The 16,897-nt window shown below is 71.3% G+C and carries 22 protein-coding genes; 12 read left to right on the top strand and 10 right to left on the bottom strand.

Annotated elements, in window-relative coordinates; genetic code table 11:
- Positions 1-20: 20 nt before the first annotated feature.
- From D7223_RS23225 to D7223_RS23215, 3 genes are all read right to left on the bottom strand, one after another.
- The gene (locus D7223_RS23225) at positions 21-554 is read right to left on the bottom strand and encodes a DUF1360 domain-containing protein (RefSeq protein ID WP_120730552.1); all 534 of its coding nucleotides are present in this window, start codon (positions 552-554) and stop codon (positions 21-23) included.
- Positions 555-665: 111 nt separating this feature from the next.
- Positions 666-986 carry a hypothetical protein gene (locus D7223_RS23220; RefSeq protein WP_120730551.1) on the bottom strand — a complete coding sequence of 107 codons (321 nt, stop codon included), beginning with the start codon at positions 984-986 and terminating at the stop codon, positions 666-668.
- A complete protein-coding gene (locus tag D7223_RS23215) occupies positions 986-1,309 on the bottom strand; it encodes a DUF6158 family protein (RefSeq protein WP_120730550.1) in 324 nt (107 codons plus the stop codon). Before D7223_RS23215 ends, D7223_RS23220 begins: the two co-directional genes overlap by 1 nt.
- 122 nt (positions 1,310-1,431) lie before the next feature.
- On the opposite strand from D7223_RS23215, the gene D7223_RS23210 reads away from it, so the two are divergent.
- Both D7223_RS23210 and D7223_RS23205 read left to right on the top strand, forming a co-directional pair.
- Entirely contained in the window at positions 1,432-1,854 is a 423-nt protein-coding gene (locus D7223_RS23210; protein WP_120730652.1) for a hypothetical protein, read from the top strand.
- 13 nt (positions 1,855-1,867) lie between these two features.
- A complete protein-coding gene (locus D7223_RS23205) occupies positions 1,868-2,200 on the top strand; it encodes a DUF3817 domain-containing protein (RefSeq protein ID WP_120730549.1) in 333 nt (110 codons plus the stop codon).
- A gap of 24 nt (positions 2,201-2,224) precedes the next feature.
- Here the strand turns inward: D7223_RS23205 and D7223_RS23200 are convergent, their stop codons facing one another.
- Positions 2,225-2,659: a DUF3592 domain-containing protein gene (locus D7223_RS23200; protein WP_147252693.1), complete on the bottom strand. Its 435-nt coding sequence runs from the start codon at positions 2,657-2,659 to the stop codon at positions 2,225-2,227.
- A 134-nt stretch (positions 2,660-2,793) separates the two neighbouring features.
- Positions 2,794-3,324, bottom strand: a complete 531-nt coding sequence (locus D7223_RS23195; protein ID WP_120730547.1) for a DUF6232 family protein — start codon at positions 3,322-3,324, stop codon at positions 2,794-2,796.
- 494 nt (positions 3,325-3,818) lie between these two features.
- Here D7223_RS23195 and D7223_RS23190 point away from each other — a divergent pair, with 494 nt between their 5' ends.
- Complete coding sequence (locus tag D7223_RS23190) at positions 3,819-4,790, top strand: C40 family peptidase (RefSeq protein ID WP_120730546.1); 972 nt, start codon at positions 3,819-3,821, stop codon at positions 4,788-4,790.
- A gap of 72 nt (positions 4,791-4,862) precedes the next feature.
- Here the strand turns inward: D7223_RS23190 and D7223_RS23185 are convergent, their stop codons facing one another.
- The 3 genes from D7223_RS23185 to D7223_RS23175 form a co-directional block, all read right to left on the bottom strand.
- On the bottom strand, positions 4,863-5,813 hold the full coding sequence (locus D7223_RS23185; RefSeq protein WP_120730545.1) for a sigma-70 family RNA polymerase sigma factor: 951 nt from the start codon (positions 5,811-5,813) through the stop codon (positions 4,863-4,865).
- 473 nt (positions 5,814-6,286) lie between these two features.
- A complete protein-coding gene (locus D7223_RS23180) occupies positions 6,287-7,231 on the bottom strand; it encodes an N-acetylmuramic acid 6-phosphate etherase (RefSeq protein WP_120730544.1) in 945 nt (314 codons plus the stop codon).
- Complete coding sequence (locus D7223_RS23175; RefSeq protein ID WP_120730543.1) at positions 7,228-8,142, bottom strand: MurR/RpiR family transcriptional regulator; 915 nt, start codon at positions 8,140-8,142, stop codon at positions 7,228-7,230. The genes D7223_RS23180 and D7223_RS23175 overlap by 4 nt, the downstream gene beginning before the upstream one ends.
- 206 nt (positions 8,143-8,348) lie before the next feature.
- Between D7223_RS23175 and D7223_RS23170 the strand changes: the two genes are divergently transcribed.
- A complete protein-coding gene (locus tag D7223_RS23170; protein WP_120730542.1) occupies positions 8,349-9,041 on the top strand; it encodes an SDR family NAD(P)-dependent oxidoreductase in 693 nt (230 codons plus the stop codon).
- A gap of 17 nt (positions 9,042-9,058) precedes the next feature.
- Here D7223_RS23170 and D7223_RS23165 read toward each other — a convergent pair whose 3' ends face one another.
- Positions 9,059-9,820: a dTMP kinase gene (locus D7223_RS23165; protein ID WP_420330341.1), complete on the bottom strand. Its 762-nt coding sequence runs from the start codon at positions 9,818-9,820 to the stop codon at positions 9,059-9,061.
- A gap of 112 nt (positions 9,821-9,932) precedes the next feature.
- Between D7223_RS23165 and D7223_RS23160 the strand changes: the two genes are divergently transcribed.
- From D7223_RS23160 to D7223_RS23145, 5 genes are all read left to right on the top strand, one after another.
- On the top strand, positions 9,933-10,517 hold the full coding sequence (locus D7223_RS23160; RefSeq protein ID WP_120730540.1) for a nucleotidyltransferase: 585 nt from the start codon (positions 9,933-9,935) through the stop codon (positions 10,515-10,517).
- Positions 10,514-10,789: a hypothetical protein gene (locus D7223_RS23155; protein WP_120730539.1), complete on the top strand. Its 276-nt coding sequence runs from the start codon at positions 10,514-10,516 to the stop codon at positions 10,787-10,789. Before D7223_RS23160 ends, D7223_RS23155 begins: the two co-directional genes overlap by 4 nt.
- Before the next feature lie 12 nt (positions 10,790-10,801).
- A complete protein-coding gene (locus tag D7223_RS23150) occupies positions 10,802-11,575 on the top strand; it encodes a metallophosphoesterase family protein (RefSeq protein ID WP_120730538.1) in 774 nt (257 codons plus the stop codon).
- Positions 11,566-11,709, top strand: coding sequence for a GPGG-motif small membrane protein (locus D7223_RS33085; protein ID WP_165947907.1), 144 nt, complete (start codon positions 11,566-11,568; stop codon positions 11,707-11,709). The genes D7223_RS23150 and D7223_RS33085 overlap by 10 nt, the downstream gene beginning before the upstream one ends.
- A gap of 160 nt (positions 11,710-11,869) precedes the next feature.
- Entirely contained in the window at positions 11,870-12,352 is a 483-nt protein-coding gene (locus tag D7223_RS23145) for a TspO/MBR family protein (protein ID WP_120730537.1), read from the top strand.
- A gap of 52 nt (positions 12,353-12,404) precedes the next feature.
- Here D7223_RS23145 and D7223_RS23140 read toward each other — a convergent pair whose 3' ends face one another.
- Positions 12,405-13,178 (bottom strand): M23 family metallopeptidase, encoded by a 774-nt coding sequence (locus tag D7223_RS23140; protein ID WP_120730536.1) that lies wholly within the window; start codon positions 13,176-13,178, stop codon positions 12,405-12,407.
- Between the two features lie 255 nt (positions 13,179-13,433).
- Here D7223_RS23140 and D7223_RS23135 point away from each other — a divergent pair, with 255 nt between their 5' ends.
- The 3 genes from D7223_RS23135 (at position 13,434) to D7223_RS23125 (ending at position 16,867) form a co-directional block, all read left to right on the top strand.
- On the top strand, positions 13,434-14,783 hold the full coding sequence (locus D7223_RS23135) for an ABC transporter substrate-binding protein (protein ID WP_120730535.1): 1,350 nt from the start codon (positions 13,434-13,436) through the stop codon (positions 14,781-14,783).
- Positions 14,784-14,856: 73 nt separating this feature from the next.
- A complete protein-coding gene (locus D7223_RS23130) occupies positions 14,857-15,906 on the top strand; it encodes a carbohydrate ABC transporter permease (RefSeq protein ID WP_120730534.1) in 1,050 nt (349 codons plus the stop codon).
- Between the two features lies 1 nt (position 15,907).
- On the top strand, positions 15,908-16,867 hold the full coding sequence (locus D7223_RS23125) for a carbohydrate ABC transporter permease (protein ID WP_120730533.1): 960 nt from the start codon (positions 15,908-15,910) through the stop codon (positions 16,865-16,867).
- Positions 16,868-16,897: the final 30 nt, after the last annotated feature.

Here is a 16,897-nt window from a genome sequence, read left to right as displayed (position 1 = left end):
GAGTGGCACTTTCCTGCGGATCAGTCCTTGTCGTCGTCGCCCTCCGCGGCCTGCTGCGCGACGGCGTACGCCATCTGGAGGAAGTCCGACGCGGCGACGGCGGTCAGTGCGGTGGCGACCAGGCGGGTCAGCCGGGGTGCCAGCACGAGCCCGCCGGTGAGCCCGGTGGCGACCCAGACGGCGAGGCAGAACGGGCAGCTCAGCAGCTCGCCGATCGCGTGCCGGGTGGGGCTGCCGGAGTCGCGTACCTCCTCCATCACCTCGCCGCTGCCGATCGGCCTCTCGTACCGGGTGAAGGGTGCCCGCAGCGGGCTGGTCACCGCGTCCTTGGACAGCAACCGGCTGAGTTTGTGCGTGGCGACGGAGAGCAGCACCACGTCGGCCGCGGCGGGACGCTCCGGCACCGGTCGCCCGGTTGCCTTGACCAGGCCGGCGAGCGTGGCGGTCACCCCGGCGTAGGTGCCCATCGCCGCCAGGTAGCCGCCGAGCGGACGGTGCTCGTGCGGCGCGTACGCCCGGCGCAGGCGCGCCACCTTCTCCTTGACGTCGGTCACCCGTTCTCCTCGTGGTCCATGTGCCAGCCGGCCGCACCGGCCGGCAGATCGTGCGTGCCGGCCGCACCGGCCGGCAGGGAGTGTGCGCCGGTGGGACCCGGCGGGCGGCGCTCAGCCGGCCTGGAGGTTGTCGGCCACCTCACGGGCCAGGCTGTCCAGTGCCTCGCCGGCGAGCCGGTCGGCGTCCGGTCCGCCGGTCAGGTCGAGCCGGACCCTGGCGCCGCCCGCGTCGGCCTGGTCCACCCGGATCTCGGCCGTCCAGTCCTCCGGCGCGCGCCATCGCGCTTCCAGCTCCTCGGCACTGACGTGCTCGGCCGGCGTGCCGTCGCCGCGCAGCGCCTCGGGCAGCCACGCCGACGCGCGGTCCGGGTCGGTGGCCGTACTGAAGACCACCTCCGGCGGCGCCGACATCCCCCGCTCGGCGGACGCCATCAGGCGTCCCGCAGCCGGCTCGGGTCCACCTCGCGCCCCGGGTGCCGGGCCAGGTACTCGGTCTCCAACTCGGCGGTGCGGCGCAGGTGGTTGGCGAGCGCCGAGTCGGCCGCGTGGCGCAGCGTGTCGAGGCGGGTGCGGTGCAGGCTGTGCACCTCGCGGATCAGGTCCTCGTCGCTCAGCTCGGCGGGGTCGACACCGAGCAGCTCACCGCCGTCGTCGACACCGCCGGCGCGGGAGTCCCGCACCTCGTCGCCGCCCCACTCGGGTACCCGTTGCTCCGGGCTCGAGAAGTCGTCCTGCCGTAGGGATCCGGTCATCATCGCCCCCCTGGTCTGTTTTGGGCTGGCGTCTAGACGGATGCCCACACCGGATGGCACCAAACCCTCCCGTGTACTACGACACGGTGTCGGAGACAACGACGCGCCCCGGTACCCTCGTGGGCATGAAGCGGCTCTGGACCCCGGGGTGGATCGTGCGCCACGCGGCCATGGTCGTGCTGGTGGTGGCCTTCCTGGCGCTGGGGTGGTGGCAGGTCAGCCGGGCGGCGGCCGGTAACGCGATCAGCTGGGGCTACGCGATCGAATGGCCGGTCTTCGCCGGTTTCGTGGTCTTCGTCTGGTGGCGCGAGGTGCGCCAGACCCTGCGGGCTCCATCCGCCGACGACGCGCCGGCCACCGCGCCGGCACGGCCGGCCGCGTCCGACCCGGCCACCGCGACGCGGGCGGAGGTACGCCGACCCGTGCGGGCCTCCCGGGTGCCGGCGGCCACGGCCGGGCCGGACGATCCGGACCTCGCCGAATACAACCGCTACCTGCGATGGCTCAACGACAATCCGGGCGCCCGGCCCGGTGACTACCCCGGCTGAAGGACGGACGACAATGGGCGCAGCCCTGACCCGCTACCGCGTGATCGCCTGGATCGTCGGCGTCGCGCTGATCCTGCTCGTGGTGATCGGCATGCCGCTGAAGTACGGGTTCGACAACCCGGTGCTGGTGGAGACCGTGGGACAGGCGCACGGCTTCCTCTACATGCTCTACCTGGTGGCCGCGTTCGACCTGGCCCGCCGGGCGGGCTGGCCGCTGAAGCGGATGATCCTGGTGATGCTGGCCGGCACCGTGCCCTTCGTGTCCTTCTACGCCGAGCGTCGGGTCAGCGCCTGGGTCACCGCCGTACGTCCCGAGCCGGCGCCGGAGCCGGTCGCCCCGCGCTGAGGTCGACCGGGGCGGCGTACGGCCTCAGGCCCAGCCGTCCCGGTCCCGGAAGACCAGCCCGAGCACGCCGGCCCCGACGAGCGCGACGACACCCATCGGGATCACCGTCCAGGACATCAGGAACGACAGTGAGCCGTCGGTGTGTCCGTTCTCGGCCACGAAGCGCTCGGGGTCGTTCCGGTCCACCCGGATGGTCAGCTCGCGCTGCGGGGTGGACCGGCATCCGGTGACACCGGCGCAGGGAATCCAGGCGCGGTACCCCGCCGAGTCGTAGACATAGACGATCTCGATCCGGTCGATCCCGCTGCCCCGGCCGCCACCACCGGACCGGTCGACGACGGTGGCGGTCACCGGTGTCCCCTCGCCACGCAACCGCTCCGCCTCGGCCGCGACGTGCCACCGGTAGCCGAGCGAGCCGCCGAGCAGGCCCATCCCGACCAGCAGGAAAGCCCCCGCCATGAGACCGACCACACGCCGGTCGTGGCTGACTCCCGTGCCCCGCGGAACACGGCCGGACCGTCGCTTCCCCATGTTTCCTCCCCACGCCGGCCATCATGATCCACGCCCCGGCCCGACGGCGGGACCAGCGGGCGTCAGCGTCGGGGCCGCCACACGTCGACCGGGGTGTCCGGGTTCTCCCAGCCGCCGTACCGGTGCATCTCCCGGGCCCGGCGCAACGCCCGGGTGACCTGGCCGAACTGTCGCTCGTCGTCGCTGGTGAACAGCAGCACGTCGGTGCCGTCGCGGCGCCCCCACAGCTCGTACGCCGGCGGTCGCCAGCGATCCCCGGCCACCGCGAGCAGCACCGGCACCAGGAACACCGCGCCCAGGATCAGGTACGCCCCGGCGGTGAGCCGGTGGAGCCCACCGGCGAAGCCGAGCAGCAGCCCGACACCGCCGATCATCCCGGCGGTGACGACGACGGCCCGGGCGGCGATCCGGTCGTGCGGTCCCCGCCCGGTCCGTAGATGGGTCAGCTCGGCCACCCGCCAACTGCTCCGGCCGACGGTGAACCGCTCGACCGTGACGATGATCCCCGGCCGGGCGTAGAGAAGCGTGTCGGTGGTCCCGCCCGGCCCGTGTGGGGTCCGGTGCGGTCGTGTCGTGGCGCCCCGAGGTGTCATGGCTCTCCTCCCGCAACTGTGGTGCGGGGTCGGCGGCCCACCGGGGCGTTTTCGCGGCGGTGGGACTCCCGGCTCCGGGCCCCATTGTGTTGCCCGTCCGCCAGCCGACGTGCGGGTTGGTGGGCGCCGGACGGGTGAGGCACACCCGACCCATGCCGGAAAGAGCCATCCATGTCGGTCTTGTCGGTTAACCACCGTGAGGAACCGGCGGCATGCGTCCGGAACGACGAATGCCGCCGATCCCCTGAAACGTTACAAACACCACTTCCGTCGGCGGGGACGGCGGACGGGGCACCACGGACCGTCGCACGGCTCAGCCGCAATTTCCGTCACTTCGGCAACATTCGCCCAGGCTTTCTCTGCGTGTCACTCCCACACCGGGTTACCGTGTCCGGGCCGGCCGGCCGACCGCCGTCCATCCGGACAGCACCGGCCCGGCGCCGTCGAGGACCCTCGCGGTCTCCGGCGGCCGGTGGGAAGGAGAGCGAAGGCTCTTGTCGTCCCTCAGAAAGTCGCTGCGTGTCATCGCGGTCGCCGCGGTGTCGGCCGCGCTGCTCGCACCGGGGGTGCCCGCTCGGGCCGAACCGTCACCCGCCGAGCTGACCCGGCGGATCGAGAAGTCCTCGGCACAGTTGGAACGGGTCGTCGAGGCGCACAACGAACTCCGCGAGAAGATCAAGGCGAACACGGCGGACGCGGCCCGATTACAGGCCCGCATCGGCCCCCTCGAACAGCAGGCCGAGCAGAGCCGGGCCGACGTCGGGGAGCTGGCGGTGACCGCGTACAAGACCGGGAACCTGAGCACCGCCGCCGCGCTGCTGCGCAGCGAGGACTCCACCGCACTGCTCGACCGGATCAGCACCATCGACCACCTGACCCGGCAGCGGCAGGAACGGATCGCCGCCTACACCGGCGACCAGCGTCGCCTGCTGGCCGAGAAGACCCGCCTGGACGTGACCCTGGAACAGCAGGCCGCGCAGGCGAAGCAACTGACCAACGTGAAGACGCGGATCGAGCGCGACCTGGCCAAGCTCTACGAGATGCGCCGCCAGGCGTACGGCCGGGCCACCGAGCAACCCGCCTCCCGGGCGGGCAGCGCGCGGGACGCGCCCGCGGTGGCCGGCTCGGCCGGCGTCGCCGTGCGGTTCGCCTACGGCGCGCTCGGTACGCCGTACCGGTGGGGCGCCGACGGGCCGGACGGCTACGACTGCTCCGGCCTCACCTCCGCCGCCTGGCGGGCGGCCGGCAGGTCGCTGCCGCACAACACCCGGATGCAGTGGGGAGCGGTGGCCCACATCAGCCGCAGTGAACTACGCCCCGGTGACCTGGTCTTCTACAGCAGTCTCGGGCACGTGGCGATCTACGTGGGCTCCGGTCAGGTGATCCACGCGCCCACCTTCGGCCGGAACGTGGAGAAACGGGCCGTCGACCTGATGACCCCGTACGGCTACGGCCGGGTCCGCTGAGCGGACCCCGATCCGGCAAACGGCCGGCGTCCCCCTATCGGACGCCGGCCGTTCTCCGTCATTACTACCAGCTCAGGCCGCCTGCAGCCCCTCGGCGCGGGCCAGCTCGCGGAGCCGGCCGAGGGCCTGGATCTCCAGCTGGCGGATCCGCTCCCGGGACAGCGAGAACCGGGAGGCGACCTCGGTCAGCGAGTGCTCCCGCCCGTCCTCCAGGCCGTAGCGGGCCCGCATGATCCCCGCCGAACGGTCGTCGAGGTGGTTGAGCAGTCCCTCGATCCGCTGCCGCTCCAGCCCGGTGAGGACGATCTCCTCGGGTGACGGGGCGTCGCTGTCGGCGACCAGGTCACCGAGGTTGGTGTCGCCGTCGTCGCCGACCGGCGTGTCCAGCGACACGGTGTCCTGCGACCAGCGGACCAGCTCGTTGACCCGCTCCACGGTGACGCCGAGCGACGCGGCGATCTGCTCCGGCTCCGGGTCGCCACCCAGCTCACGGGTGAGCTGACGCGCCACGTTGCGCATCCGGTTGACGTCCTCGACCAGGTGCACCGGCAGCCGCACCGTACGCTCCTGCTGCGCGATGGCCCGGCTGATCGCCTGCCGGATCCACCAGGTGGCGTAGGTGGAGAACTTGTAGCCCCGCTCGTAGTCGAACTTCTCGACCGCCCGCACCAGGCCGGTGTTGCCCTCCTGGATCAGGTCGAGCATGGGCATGCCCGAGCGGACGTACCGCCGGGCGATCGACACGACCAGGCGCAGGTTGGCCCGGATGAACAGGTCCTTGGCCCGCTCGCCCTCGACGACCAGCCGTTCCAGGTCCTCCCGGTCGACACCGTCGGGAACGCGCTCGGAGTCGAGCAGGTGCTCGGCGTAGAGGCCGGCCTCGATCGCCTTGGAGAGGTCGACCTCCTTGGCGGCGTCCAGCAGTGGCGTCCGGGAGATCTCGTGAAGGTAGACGCCGACCAGGTCGCGCTCCTCGGCAACCTCGTCGGTCCGCATGCCGATGTTCTTGTCCACGTTGCTCACGGTCCCCTCGCTCGCGCCGGTTACCCGGTTCCTTGCCGTCCCCACGTCCGTCAGCTCCCCTGGCCGTAACTTCTGCTGTGCCCAACGGTGCTGACACCTACACAACAGATGAGACGCATCGGGGATTCCATGCCGTGAGTCGAAACTGTCACGAATGCCTGATAATCTGCTGGGAACGCGGTCCACGTTTGCTGTCAGGGCCTTGTGTCCGCGCTCCGTCGGGCACCACGTACGGGCTGGTCGATCGGCAGATCCCGGTCCGCCCCCGACCATGGCAACACCGCCCGGCCCGGGGACGCAGCGACCCGGGTCACCGCCGAGCTGCGATCCTGGTCACTGCCAGATACGCGCCGGCGCTCCGGTCGGTTCATCCACGCCCGTGGTAATACCCCACCCCTGTGCGAACAATCCGTCGGCCGATTCCATGCCCGCCCGGAGAACGCCGGGCCAGCCGGGTCAGGAGGCCAGCCGGGTCAGGAGGCCAGCAGGGCCAGGGCGCCGCGGACCTGGTGTGCGGAGCGGGCCAGGGCGGCGCGCGCGGCCGGAACCCCGGCACCGGAGACGAGGGACACCAGGGCGGTCTTGAGGTCGCCGTCGGCCTCGTTCAGGGCCCGGTGGCAGATCTCCTCGGCGCAGCCGGTGGCCTCCATCAGGATCGAGATCATCCGACCCCGGAGCTTGGCGTTGGTGGCCACCATGTCGATCATGAGGTTCGAGTAGACCCGCCCGAGGCGCACCATGACGGCCGTGGAGAACGTGTTGAGCACCAGCTTCTGCGCGGTGCCCGCCTTCATCCGGGTCGACCCGGTCACCACCTCGGGGCCGGTGTCCACCCCGATGAACACGTCCACCGACGACGCGGCCCCGGCCTCCGGGTTCGCGCAGAGCAACACCGTCGCGGCGCCCTTGGCCCGGGACGCGGCGAGCGCACCCAGGACGTACGGCGTGCGCCCGCTGGCGGCGAGACCGACCACGACGTCCCCGGCGCGTACGCAGTCGGCCGCTTCGGCGGCCCCGCCCCGGTCGTCGTCCTCGGCGTTCTCGACGGCCTGCCACATGGCGTCCGGCCCACCGGCCAGGTGGGCGCAGAACCAGTTCCGCGGCGAGTTGAAGGTGGGCGCCAGCTCGGCCACGTCGAGCACGCCGAGGCGGCCGGAGGTGCCGGCGCCGAAATAGTGCACCCGGTGGCCGTCGCGCAACGCCGTCACGGCCAGGTCGACGGTGGTGGCGATCTCGTCGAGGACCGCCGCGACGGCGGCGGGGACCCGACGGTCGGCGTCGTTGATCACCGAGAGCACGTCCCGGGTGGTCATCAGGTCCAGGTCGATGCTACGCGGGTTGCGCCGCTCGGTCGGGGCGCCGACCCGGATCGCCGGCCGGCCGGCCACCTCGTGCGGTTCCACCGCGCCGGCCGTCATCCCCGCCTCCGCCCGGAACCCACCCGATGGGACTGGACCGCCTCCGCGGTCGCCTCGAGCGCCTTGCGGGCCCGCGCCCGGTTGCGGGCCGCCACCCCGACGAAGAGGCAGTCGACCACGGTGAGCTGCGCGAGCCGGCTGGCCATCGCGCCCGAGCGGTAGGTGGTCTCACGGGCGGCCGTGGTCAGCACGTGGTCGGCCACCTCGGTGATCGGGGACCGGGGGAAGTTGGTCAGCGCGACGGTCGAGGCCCCACGGGAGCGGGCCTGCTCCAGTACCTCGATGACGTCGGAGGTGGTGCCGGTGTGCGAGATGCCGATCGCGACGTCGCCCCGGCCGAGCAGGGCCGCCGAGGTGAGCGCGGTGTGCACGTCGGGGAAGTAGAAGGCGGTGCGGCCGATCCGGTGCAGCTTCTGCTGGAAGTCCGAGGCGACGAAGCCACTGGCGCCGGCGCCGTAGACGTCGATCCGGCCGGCGCCGACGATCGCCTCGACGACCTGCTCGCAGACCGCCGGGTCGAGCTGCTCGGCGGTCTCCTCGACGGCCCGCGCGTCGTTGAAGGCGATGGTGGCGATGATCTGGGCCAGGTCCGCGCCCGGCGGGATGTCCCCGCCGACGACCCGCGCGTCCGGCGGCTCGACCCGGCGGGCGGCCTCGGCGGCGAGCCGGATCCGCAGCTGGGGATAGCCGTCCATGCCGACCGAGCGGCAGAACCGGATGACGGTGGCCTCCGAGGTCTCGGCCGCGGTGGCGAGGTCGGTGATCGTCCGGCGCGCGGCGTCCGCCGGGTCGGCCACGACGAGGCGGGCGACCCGCTGTTCGGCCGGGGACAACGACGGGAGCAGGCCGCTGATGTGGACGATCAGTCCACCGGACTCGTGACTCGCAGAAATCTTCGGACTCTTCGCCACGGATGAAACTTACTTTCATGAGGCGTGAGCGTCAACCATGACGGTACGTGTCGGGAAAAGTACCGCGCACGCGACCACCGCTCCTGCTCAGCGTGCCACCGCACGTGGGCCGTCGCCTCCCCCGCGTGGCCGGGGTGCGAGGTGCCGGACGGATGTCCGCGGACTCCGGACGACCCGACCGCCTCCCGGCGCACTAGCGTGGATCCATGACGAATCGCAGCGTGCTGGTCACCGGTGGCACCGGCGGGTTGGGCGGGGCGGTCACCGCGGCCTTCGTCGAGGCCGGCTGGCGGGTGGTCGTACCCCGGCGGGACGATCGTGGGGCCGCGCGGCCGGCGGCCGACGGGACCGTCCGGCCGGTCGCGGACCTCACCGTCGCCGACGACGTACGGCGCGCGGTCGCGGTGGCCGCCGACGACCCGACCGCCCCGCTGCGGGCGGTGGTGAACCTGGTCGGCGGGTACGCCAGCGGCGGTCTGGTGCACGAGACCCCGGTCGACGAACTGGACCGGATGCTGGCGGTCAACCTGCGCCCGACGTGGCTGGTCACCGGGGCGGCGCTGCCGCACCTGGTGGCGGCCGGCGGGGGCGCGGTCGTCTGCGTGTCCGCCCGGGCCGCCGTCGCGCCCTTCGCCGGAGCCGCGGCATACGCGACCGCGAAGGCGGCGGTGCTGGCGTTCGCGAACGCGGTGGCGGTGGAGTACCGGGCCGCCGGGGTGCGCTGCAACACGGTGCTCCCCAGCGTCATCGACACACCGGCCAACCGCGCGGCGCAGCCGAAGGCCGACCCCTCCCGGTGGGTGCGGCCGGCCGAGATCGCGCCGGTGGTCCGCTTCCTCGCCTCGGACGAGTCGGCGCCGACCAGCGGCGCCACCGTCCCCGTCTACGGGCGGGCCTGACCCGGCCGGTTGGGGCTTCAGAGGGACACCTCGACCGGCACCGGGTCCACCTCCGGGCGCCGGATGACGTCCACCACGGTCGGCCCGCTCGGCGTGTCCGTCGCGGCGAGCCAGCCCGCCAGGTGGTCCTCGATCTGCCGGGCCACCTCGTCGGCGGGACGGCCGGCGTCGACCAGCACGAAGCTCGGGCACTCCGGCAGGGTGCGGTAGGCGGTGTCGGCCGCGGTGAGGTAGGCCATGCTCTCGTGGTCGGTGCCGCGCTGCTCGATCCGCCGGTAGGCCTCGGCCGGGTCGACGGCGAGCAGGAACGTCACCTGCGGCGGCGGGAAGACCCGGTAGCCGAGGCGGGCGAGCCGCTCCCAGCGCTGGCCGCCGTGCGCGCGGATGCTGGCGTACTGGCAGGCGGAGTAGCGGTCCATCACCGCCACCCGCCCGGTCGCCAGGCTGCGGAGCAGGGCCGCGGCGATGGCGAGCCAGCGCAGCACGGACTCCACCGCGAGCATGCCCTGACGGCCGACGAGGCGTTGGGCGTCCGGACGCCCGAGCCGGTTCGCGACCCGGCCGAGCCAGCGTCGCCCACCGGCGTTGCGGTGGTAGGTGGCGGGGTGGCCCGCCTGGGTGAGCGCCTCGGCGAGCCGGTGCGCCTGGGTGGTCTTGCCCGAGCCGTCGATGCCGATCAGGGCGACGGCGCGCAATCGGGCCCTGCCGCGCCGCGCCCGAGGTGACCTGGACACCTTCCCCAGGCTATCCGACCGGCGCTCACCTCCCGGGCGTTCCATCCCTTTGCGTCCCGGTTGGCACCTACCCGCGCCATTGCCAGGTGTGGGTGACGGGCTCGCCGGGTACCCGACTTCGACACCATCCCCCCGACCACCACGACGGGAGATCCACATGGCCGAGCGCGGGGACGAGAGCCTGGTCCACACGCTGAAGAAGGTCGCCGCCGTGCTCAAGCAGGACGAGATTCCGTTCGCGCTGGGCGGCAGCTTCGCGGTGTACGCCCACGGCGGCCACTCCAGTGACCACGACGTCGACTTCCTGATCCGGGAGGCGGACGTGGAACGTGCCCTGGAGTCCCTCGTCGCGGCCGGCTTCACCGCCGAGCGCCCGCCGGAGGACTGGCTGGTCAAGGTCTTCGACGACGGCCGCATGGTGGATCTGATCCACCGGCCGATCGAGACCCCGGTGACCGAGGAGACCTTCGCCGACACCGTGGTCCGACCGGTCGACGCGATCCACATGCCGGTGCTCTCGGCGACCCAACTGATGGTGCACAAGCTGCTCAGCTTCTCCCAGCACTACTGCGACTTCGCGCGGGGCCTGCCACTGGCCCGCTCGCTGCGGGAGCAGATCGACTGGGAGCGGGTACGCAAGGAGACGCAGCACTCCCCGTACGCGGAGGCGTTCCTGGTGCTGCTGGACCGGCTGGACGTGGTGTCGTACGCCGACGCCACGGGAGGAAAGGGGACACCGTGACCGAGCACCGCGACGTCGCCACCGGACCGCCGGACGAGTACGTCGAGGCAGAGGTCCACCGGCTGTTGACCGAGGACCCCGACGTGGCCGAGCAGGGGATCACGGTGGCCCGCCGGGAGAGCGGCCTCGTGCTCCAGGGCGAGGTGGAGAGCGCGCACCGGCGCGAGGAGATCCTGCGCCGGGTGGCCGAGCGCTTCCCGGACGTGCCGGTCACCAGCGACATCGGCGTGATCCGCACGGCCGCGCCCACGGAGATCGAGCAACTGCCCTGAGGAGGGTTCAACATGATCCGCATCGCCGCCGTGGGCGACGTGCATCTGGACGAGGACGTGGTCGGCCGGTTCCGGCCGGCCCTGGAGGAGCTGCCCGACTGCGCCGACGCGCTGTTGCTCGCCGGTGACCTGACCCGGCACGGCACCGAGGCCGAGGCGCGCTGCGTGGCGCGGGAGTTCGGCGGGCTGGGCGTGCCGGTGGTCACCGTCCTCGGCAACCACGACCACCAGTGCGACCAGGTTCCCCAGGTGGTCAAGGTGCTCCAGGATGCCGGAATCACCGTGCTGGAGGGCGACAGCGTGGTGCTGGACTGCCCCGGCGGCCGGCTCGGCGTCGCCGGGGTGAAGGGATTCGGTGGCGGGTTCGCCGGGCGCTGCGCCAGCGACTTCGGCGAGCCGGAGATGAAGGCGTTCGTCCGGACGACGACGGAGAGCGCGGACGCGCTGGGCGCGGCCCTGCGCGGGTTGGACTGCGACGTACGGGTGGCACTCACCCACTACTCCCCGGTGCCGGACACGCTCGCCGGCGAGCCGCTGGAGATCTACCCGTTCCTCGGCTCCTACCAGCTGGGGCAGGCCATCGACTCGGCGCCGACCGCGCTGGCCCTGCACGGGCACGCCCACGCCGGCACCGAGAAGGGCACCACCCCCGGCGGCGTACGCGTCCGCAACGTCGCCCACCCGGTGATCAGGCAGGCCTACAGCATCTATCACCTGGGAGATCATCTCGACCAGGGAGAGGTTTCCCGCACCGTGAGTTCGGGTATTCAGCAGACATGGAGCTGATTCTCTGGATTCTCGCAGTCGTACTGGTGGTCGCCGGCATTCTCGCGCTTTTCCGCCGGCAGATCCTGTGGGGCGTCGTCCTCATCGTGGTCGGTCTCTTGGTCGGCCCGGGTGGTGTGAGCATCTTCAACTGACGTGGCGGCCCGTGGCCGCCGTACCGGACCCGCCGGGGTCGTCGCGACCGGAGCTCTGTCCTCCCGACAGGAGCGCCCGGCCACGACGACCCCGGCGTCGTGCTGCCCGGAGCCCGGCCGGTGAGGTTTGCCCGTCGGCCCCGGCGGAGATATCTCGACCATGAAGACAATCCGACGGAGCGATCGCGCGACCTGGCTCGCGCTATTGGCCTTCGGCGTGGCGGTGTTCGTGGCCGCGGCGATCGGCGGGCTCGGCGTGCAGGGCACCTCGGCGGAGTACGCGAACCTGGAACAGCCCTCCTGGGCCCCGCCCTCGTGGCTCTTCGGACCGGTCTGGACGGTGCTCTACGCGCTGATCGCGGTGGCCGGCTGGCTGGTGTGGCGGCGGGTCGGCTTCGGGCCGGCGGTGTGGGCCTGGATCGCCCAGCTCGTGCTCAACGCGATCTGGACGCCGCTCTTCTTCGGCGCCGGACGGTACGGGCTGGCGTTCGCCGAGATCGTGCTGATGTGGTTGGCGATCGGGGTGACGGTGGTGCTGTTCCGACGGGTATCCCGGCCGGCCGCGCTGCTGATGCTGCCGTACTGGGCCTGGGTCACCTTCGCCGCCGCGCTGAACTTCTCCATCTGGCAGCTCAACAGCTGACCACGACCGGCCCCGCCGCGCCCACCGCGACGGGGCCGGTGCGCTCCCACGGTCAGCAGCGGGGCACGTTCGGGATGTAGCCGTCGTGGCCGGTGTAGACGTAGGCGTCGGCGATGTACCGGCCGGAGCCGATCCGGTCCCAGATCGAGCTGGTGCCGTACGTGCCGGTGACCGTGGTGCCGCTGGTCTGGCAGGAGATGGTGACGCGGGTGCCGTCGGCCACCGTGCCGACCGCCGCGTAGCCGGTGCCGGGCCCCGACCGCACGGTCAGCGGGGTGCCGCTGGTGTCCACCGTCCCGTTGCCGGCGCCCGAGGAGCACCCGTTGTCGCTCTTGTAGGACTTCGTGCCCCAGTACAGGGCCAGTGCGCCGTTGAACCGCACCTGGACGTCGTTGCCGTTGAGGCGCTGTTCGTAGTGCAGGTGCGGGCCGGTGGAGCCGCCGGTGCTGCCCACCCACCCGATCACCTTGCCGTAGCCGACCCGCTGCCCGACGGAGACGTTGAAGCCGTTGAGGTGGGCGTAGTAGGTGGTGTGGCCGCCGCCGTGGTCGATGCGGACGTACTTGCCGTAGCTGGTGCCGCCGAGGTCGGTGACCCGGTCGACGGTGCCCGGCGCGCTCGCCACCACCGGGTCACCGAGGTCGTCGGTGCGGTTGAAGTCGACCGAGTACGCGGGGCTGTGGTTCGTGCGGGTCTGCCCGGACCAGGTCTGGCCGCACGGGAACGGCACCTTGAACGTCGGGGCGGCCGCCGCCGGCGTGGCCGGGACCAGGACCCCCGCCGCCAGCGTGGCCGCCGCGAGCAGGCCGTACCACCGGTTACCCATCCAGCACCTCCGATGTCGAAATCCTTCGATGTTACGCATGCAGCGTGACAGATATTGCCGACCACCGAAAGGGCTGGACATCTGGCCCGGGAGTGGTCCCGGCACGCAACGTGAGGGTTTCGGGATTGTTACTCGCTCGTGTCCGCCCAGGGGGTGGACCCGCTCGTATGCAAGCGCTTACATGGGGGCACGCCCATCGGACCGGCGCCGAGGTCAGCGAGCACCCGACCCGCGCCGGCTAGGAAGGAGGACGGCATGGCGGTCTTCACCAGACCACGCCAGGCCTTCGTGATCGCCGGCGCACTCGGGCTGGCGCTCAGCGCCACCGCCTGCGGTACCGGCGGCAACGACGACAGCAACGACAACGCGGGCTCCGCGGAGTGCGCCGCGTACGAGAAGTACCAGGGCAACGACGGCAAGAAGGTCTCCATCTACTCGTCGATCCGGGAGATCGAGGCCGACCGGCTGGAGCAGTCCTGGAAGCAGTTCGAGGACTGCACCGGCATCGAGATCGACCACGAGGGCAGCGGCGAGTTCGAGGCGCAGCTCGGGGTCCGGGTCGACGGCGGCAACGCTCCCGACATCGCGTTCATCCCGCAGCCCGGCCTACTCAAGCGCTTCGCCGACGGCGGCAAGCTGAAGGCCGCCGGCGCCGACACCAAGGCGATGGCCGAGGCCAACTACCCGGCCGACTGGCTGAAGTACAGCACCGTGAACGGCACGTTCTACGGCGCCCCGCTCGGCTCGAACGTCAAGTCCTTCGTCTGGTACTCGCCGAAGATGTTCCAGGAGAAGGGCTGGGCCGTCCCGGAATCCTGGGACGACCTGATCAAGCTCAGCGACACCATCGCCGCCAGCGGCACCAAGCCGTGGTGTGCCGGCATCGAGTCCGGTGACGCGACCGGCTGGCCGGCCACCGACTGGATCGAAGACCTGATGCTGCGGACGCAGACCCCCGAGGTCTACGACCAGTGGACCACCCACGGCATCCCGTTCAACGACCCGAAGGTCGCCGAGGCGCTCGACCGGGCCGGCACCATCCTGAAGAACGAGAAGTACGTCAACGGCGGCTTCGGCGGCGTGAAGAGCATCGCCACCACCTCCTTCCAGGAGGCGGGCGTGCCGATCACGACCGGCAAGTGCGCGTTGCACCGGCAGGCGTCCTTCTATGCCAACCAGTGGCCCGAGGGCACCAAGGTGGCCGAGGACGGCGACGTGTTCGCCTTCTACTTCCCGGCCATCGACCCGGCCAAGGGCAAGCCGGTGCTGGGCGGCGGCGAATTCGTCGCGGCCTTCGCCGACCGCCCCGAGGTCCAGGCGGTGCAGACCTACCTCGCCTCCGGCGAGTACGCCAACAGCCGCGCCAAGATCGGCGACTGGGTGTCGGCGAACAACAAGCTCGACCTCGCCAACGTGCCGAACCCGGTCGACAAGCTCTCCGTCCAGATCCTCCAGGACAAGAGCGCCGTCTTCCGCTTCGACGGCTCGGACCTGATGCCGGCCGCGGTCGGTGCCGGGACGTTCTGGAAGGGCATGATCTCCTGGATCAACGGCAAGGACACCGCTTCGGTGCTCTCCGAGATCGAGGGTAGCTGGCCGAAGTGAGCCCGACCGGTGGCCCGGTCCTCGTCCGCGAGGCCGGGCCACCGGCCCAGCCGACCCCCTGAAGGAGGGTGAAGTGGACTTCGACCTCGCTGCCGAGCAGCCGAAGCTCCTCATGCTGATGTACGGGCTGCTGGCGTTCGTCCTCGTCGTGGGCGGCCTGCTGCTGCTCCTCGACGTCGTGCCGACCGCCGTCGCTCGCCGCCGTGAGGCGCAACTCGTCGCCGCCTCGGCGAGCGGAGCGCCGCCACCCCGACGGCCCCGGCAACGAGAGGGCCTCTTCGCCCTGTTCTTCCTGCTGCCGACGGTGCTGCTGCTGCTCATCGGGCTGGTCGTCCCGGCGCTGCGCACGATCCTGCTGTCCCTGATGGACCGACGGAGCGAGAACTTCGTCGGCCTCGACAACTACGTCTGGATGTTCGCCGACGACTCGATCTTCCGGGTGCTGCTCAACACCCTGACGTGGGTGTTGCTGGTGCCGCTGGCCGCGACCGCGATCGGGCTGACCTACGCCGTCATGGTGGACCGGGCCCGGTTCGAGAGGTTCGCCAAGTCCTTGATCTTCCTGCCAATGGCCATCTCGTTCGTCGGAGCGGCCATCATCTGGCGGTTCGTCTACGCGTTCCGTGGGGCCGAACAGGAGCAGATCGGCCTGCTCAACCAGATCGTGGTGGGTCTCGGCGGCGAGCCGAGGCAGTGGCTGCTCGACTCACCGCTCAACACCCTGCTGCTGATCGTGATCATGGTGTGGATCCAGGCCGGCTTCGCGATGGTCATCCTCTCGGCCGCGATCAAGGCGATCCCCGCGGACATCGTGGAGGCCGCCCGGCTCGACGGGGTGAGCCCCTGGCAGATGTTCTGGCAGATCACCCTGCCCAGCATCCGGCCCGCGCTGATCGTCGTGGTGGTGACGATCACCATCGCCACCCTCAAGGTCTTCGACATCGTGCGCACCGCGACCAACGGCAACTACGAGACCAGCGTGATCGCGAACGAGATGTACAACCAGGCGTTCCGGTACGGCGAGGACGGGCGGGGTTCCGCGCTCGCGGTCTTCCTGTTCATCCTGGTCGTCCCGATCGTGATCTACCAGATCCGCAACCTGCGTCAGCAGCGGGAGGGCTGAGATGACCACCGCTACGCCCACCGTGCCGACCGGCACCCAGAAGATCACCAAGCGGGAGGGCCCGGCCCGACGGGTCCGCCGTCGCCTCAACACCCGGACCGCCACGGCCGTCTCGATCGTCATCGCGATCGTCTGGACCATCCCCACCTTCGGCCTGTTCATCTCGTCGTTCCGGCCGGAGGACCAGATCAAGTCCACCGGCTGGTGGACCTTCTTCCGCGACCCGCAGTTCACGTTGCAGAACTACGAGGACGTGTTGTTCGGTGGCTCGTCCGGACAGCTCGCCAGCTACTTCATCAACTCACTGGCGATCACCATCCCGTCGGTGCTCTTCCCGCTGGCCTTCGCGTCGCTCGCCGCGTACGCGCTGGCCTGGATCAACTTCCGCGGCCGGGACTGGATCTACATCGGCATCTTCGCCCTGCAGATCGTGCCGCTGCAGATGGCCCTGGTGCCGCTGCTGAGGTTCTTCTCCACCGGTGTCAGCCTCGGCGGCGTCACGGTGCTGCCGGCCTGGGACCTGGACGGCTCGCAGCGCTTCGCCCAGGTGTGGTTCGCGCACACCTGCTTCGCGCTCCCGCTGGCGGTCTTCCTCCTGCACAACTTCATCTCGCAACTGCCGAAGGATCTGATGGAGGCGGCCCGGGTCGACGGCGCCACCCACCCGAAGATCTTCCGCACCATCGTGCTGCCCCTGGTCACCCCGGCGCTCGCCGCATTCGGGATCTTCCAGTTCCTCTGGGTCTGGAACGACCTGCTGGTCGCGCTGATCTTCGCCGGGGGCAACGACGAGGTCGCCCCGCTCACCGTCCGGCTCGCCGAGCTGGCCGGTACCCGGGGCAACGAGTGGCAGCGGCTGACCGCCGGTGCGTTCGTCTCGATCGTCGTACCGCTGATCGTGTTCCTGTCCCTCCAGCGCTACTTCGTACGCGGCCTGCTCGCCGGCAGCGTCAAGGGCTGATCCTCCCCCGCCGCCGCCGGAGATTCCCGG

This window comes from Micromonospora endolithica, from assembly GCF_003626595.1.
Lineage (GTDB): Bacteria > Actinomycetota > Actinomycetes > Mycobacteriales > Micromonosporaceae > Micromonospora > Micromonospora endolithica.
The sequence above is the reverse complement of the archived record's forward strand: the minus strand, read 5'-3'. Positions and strand labels throughout refer to the sequence as shown.

Excerpts from the sequence above, each read along its gene's own strand:
- D7223_RS23220 (WP_120730551.1), bottom strand. The coding sequence starts at position 986 with ATGGCGTCCGCCGAGCGGGGGATGTCGGCGCCGCCGGAGGTGGTCTTC.
- D7223_RS23215 (WP_120730550.1), bottom strand. The coding sequence starts at position 1,309 with ATGATGACCGGATCCCTACGGCAGGACGACTTCTCGAGCCCGGAGCAA.
- D7223_RS23210 (WP_120730652.1), top strand. The coding sequence starts at position 1,432 with ATGAAGCGGCTCTGGACCCCGGGGTGGATCGTGCGCCACGCGGCCATG.
- D7223_RS23205 (WP_120730549.1), top strand. The coding sequence starts at position 1,868 with ATGGGCGCAGCCCTGACCCGCTACCGCGTGATCGCCTGGATCGTCGGC.
- D7223_RS23200 (WP_147252693.1), bottom strand. The coding sequence starts at position 2,659 with ATGGCGGGGGCTTTCCTGCTGGTCGGGATGGGCCTGCTCGGCGGCTCG.
- D7223_RS23195 (WP_120730547.1), bottom strand. The coding sequence starts at position 3,324 with ATGACACCTCGGGGCGCCACGACACGACCGCACCGGACCCCACACGGG.
- D7223_RS23180 (WP_120730544.1), bottom strand. The coding sequence starts at position 7,231 with ATGACGGCCGGCGCGGTGGAACCGCACGAGGTGGCCGGCCGGCCGGCG.
- D7223_RS23170 (WP_120730542.1), top strand. The coding sequence starts at position 8,349 with ATGACGAATCGCAGCGTGCTGGTCACCGGTGGCACCGGCGGGTTGGGC.
- D7223_RS23165 (WP_420330341.1), bottom strand. The coding sequence starts at position 9,820 with ATGGAACGCCCGGGAGGTGAGCGCCGGTCGGATAGCCTGGGGAAGGTG.
- D7223_RS23160 (WP_120730540.1), top strand. The coding sequence starts at position 9,933 with ATGGCCGAGCGCGGGGACGAGAGCCTGGTCCACACGCTGAAGAAGGTC.
- D7223_RS23150 (WP_120730538.1), top strand. The coding sequence starts at position 10,802 with ATGATCCGCATCGCCGCCGTGGGCGACGTGCATCTGGACGAGGACGTG.
- D7223_RS33085 (WP_165947907.1), top strand. The coding sequence starts at position 11,566 with ATGGAGCTGATTCTCTGGATTCTCGCAGTCGTACTGGTGGTCGCCGGC.
- D7223_RS23145 (WP_120730537.1), top strand. The coding sequence starts at position 11,870 with ATGAAGACAATCCGACGGAGCGATCGCGCGACCTGGCTCGCGCTATTG.
- D7223_RS23140 (WP_120730536.1), bottom strand. The coding sequence starts at position 13,178 with ATGGGTAACCGGTGGTACGGCCTGCTCGCGGCGGCCACGCTGGCGGCG.
- D7223_RS23135 (WP_120730535.1), top strand. The coding sequence starts at position 13,434 with ATGGCGGTCTTCACCAGACCACGCCAGGCCTTCGTGATCGCCGGCGCA.
- D7223_RS23125 (WP_120730533.1), top strand. The coding sequence starts at position 15,908 with ATGACCACCGCTACGCCCACCGTGCCGACCGGCACCCAGAAGATCACC.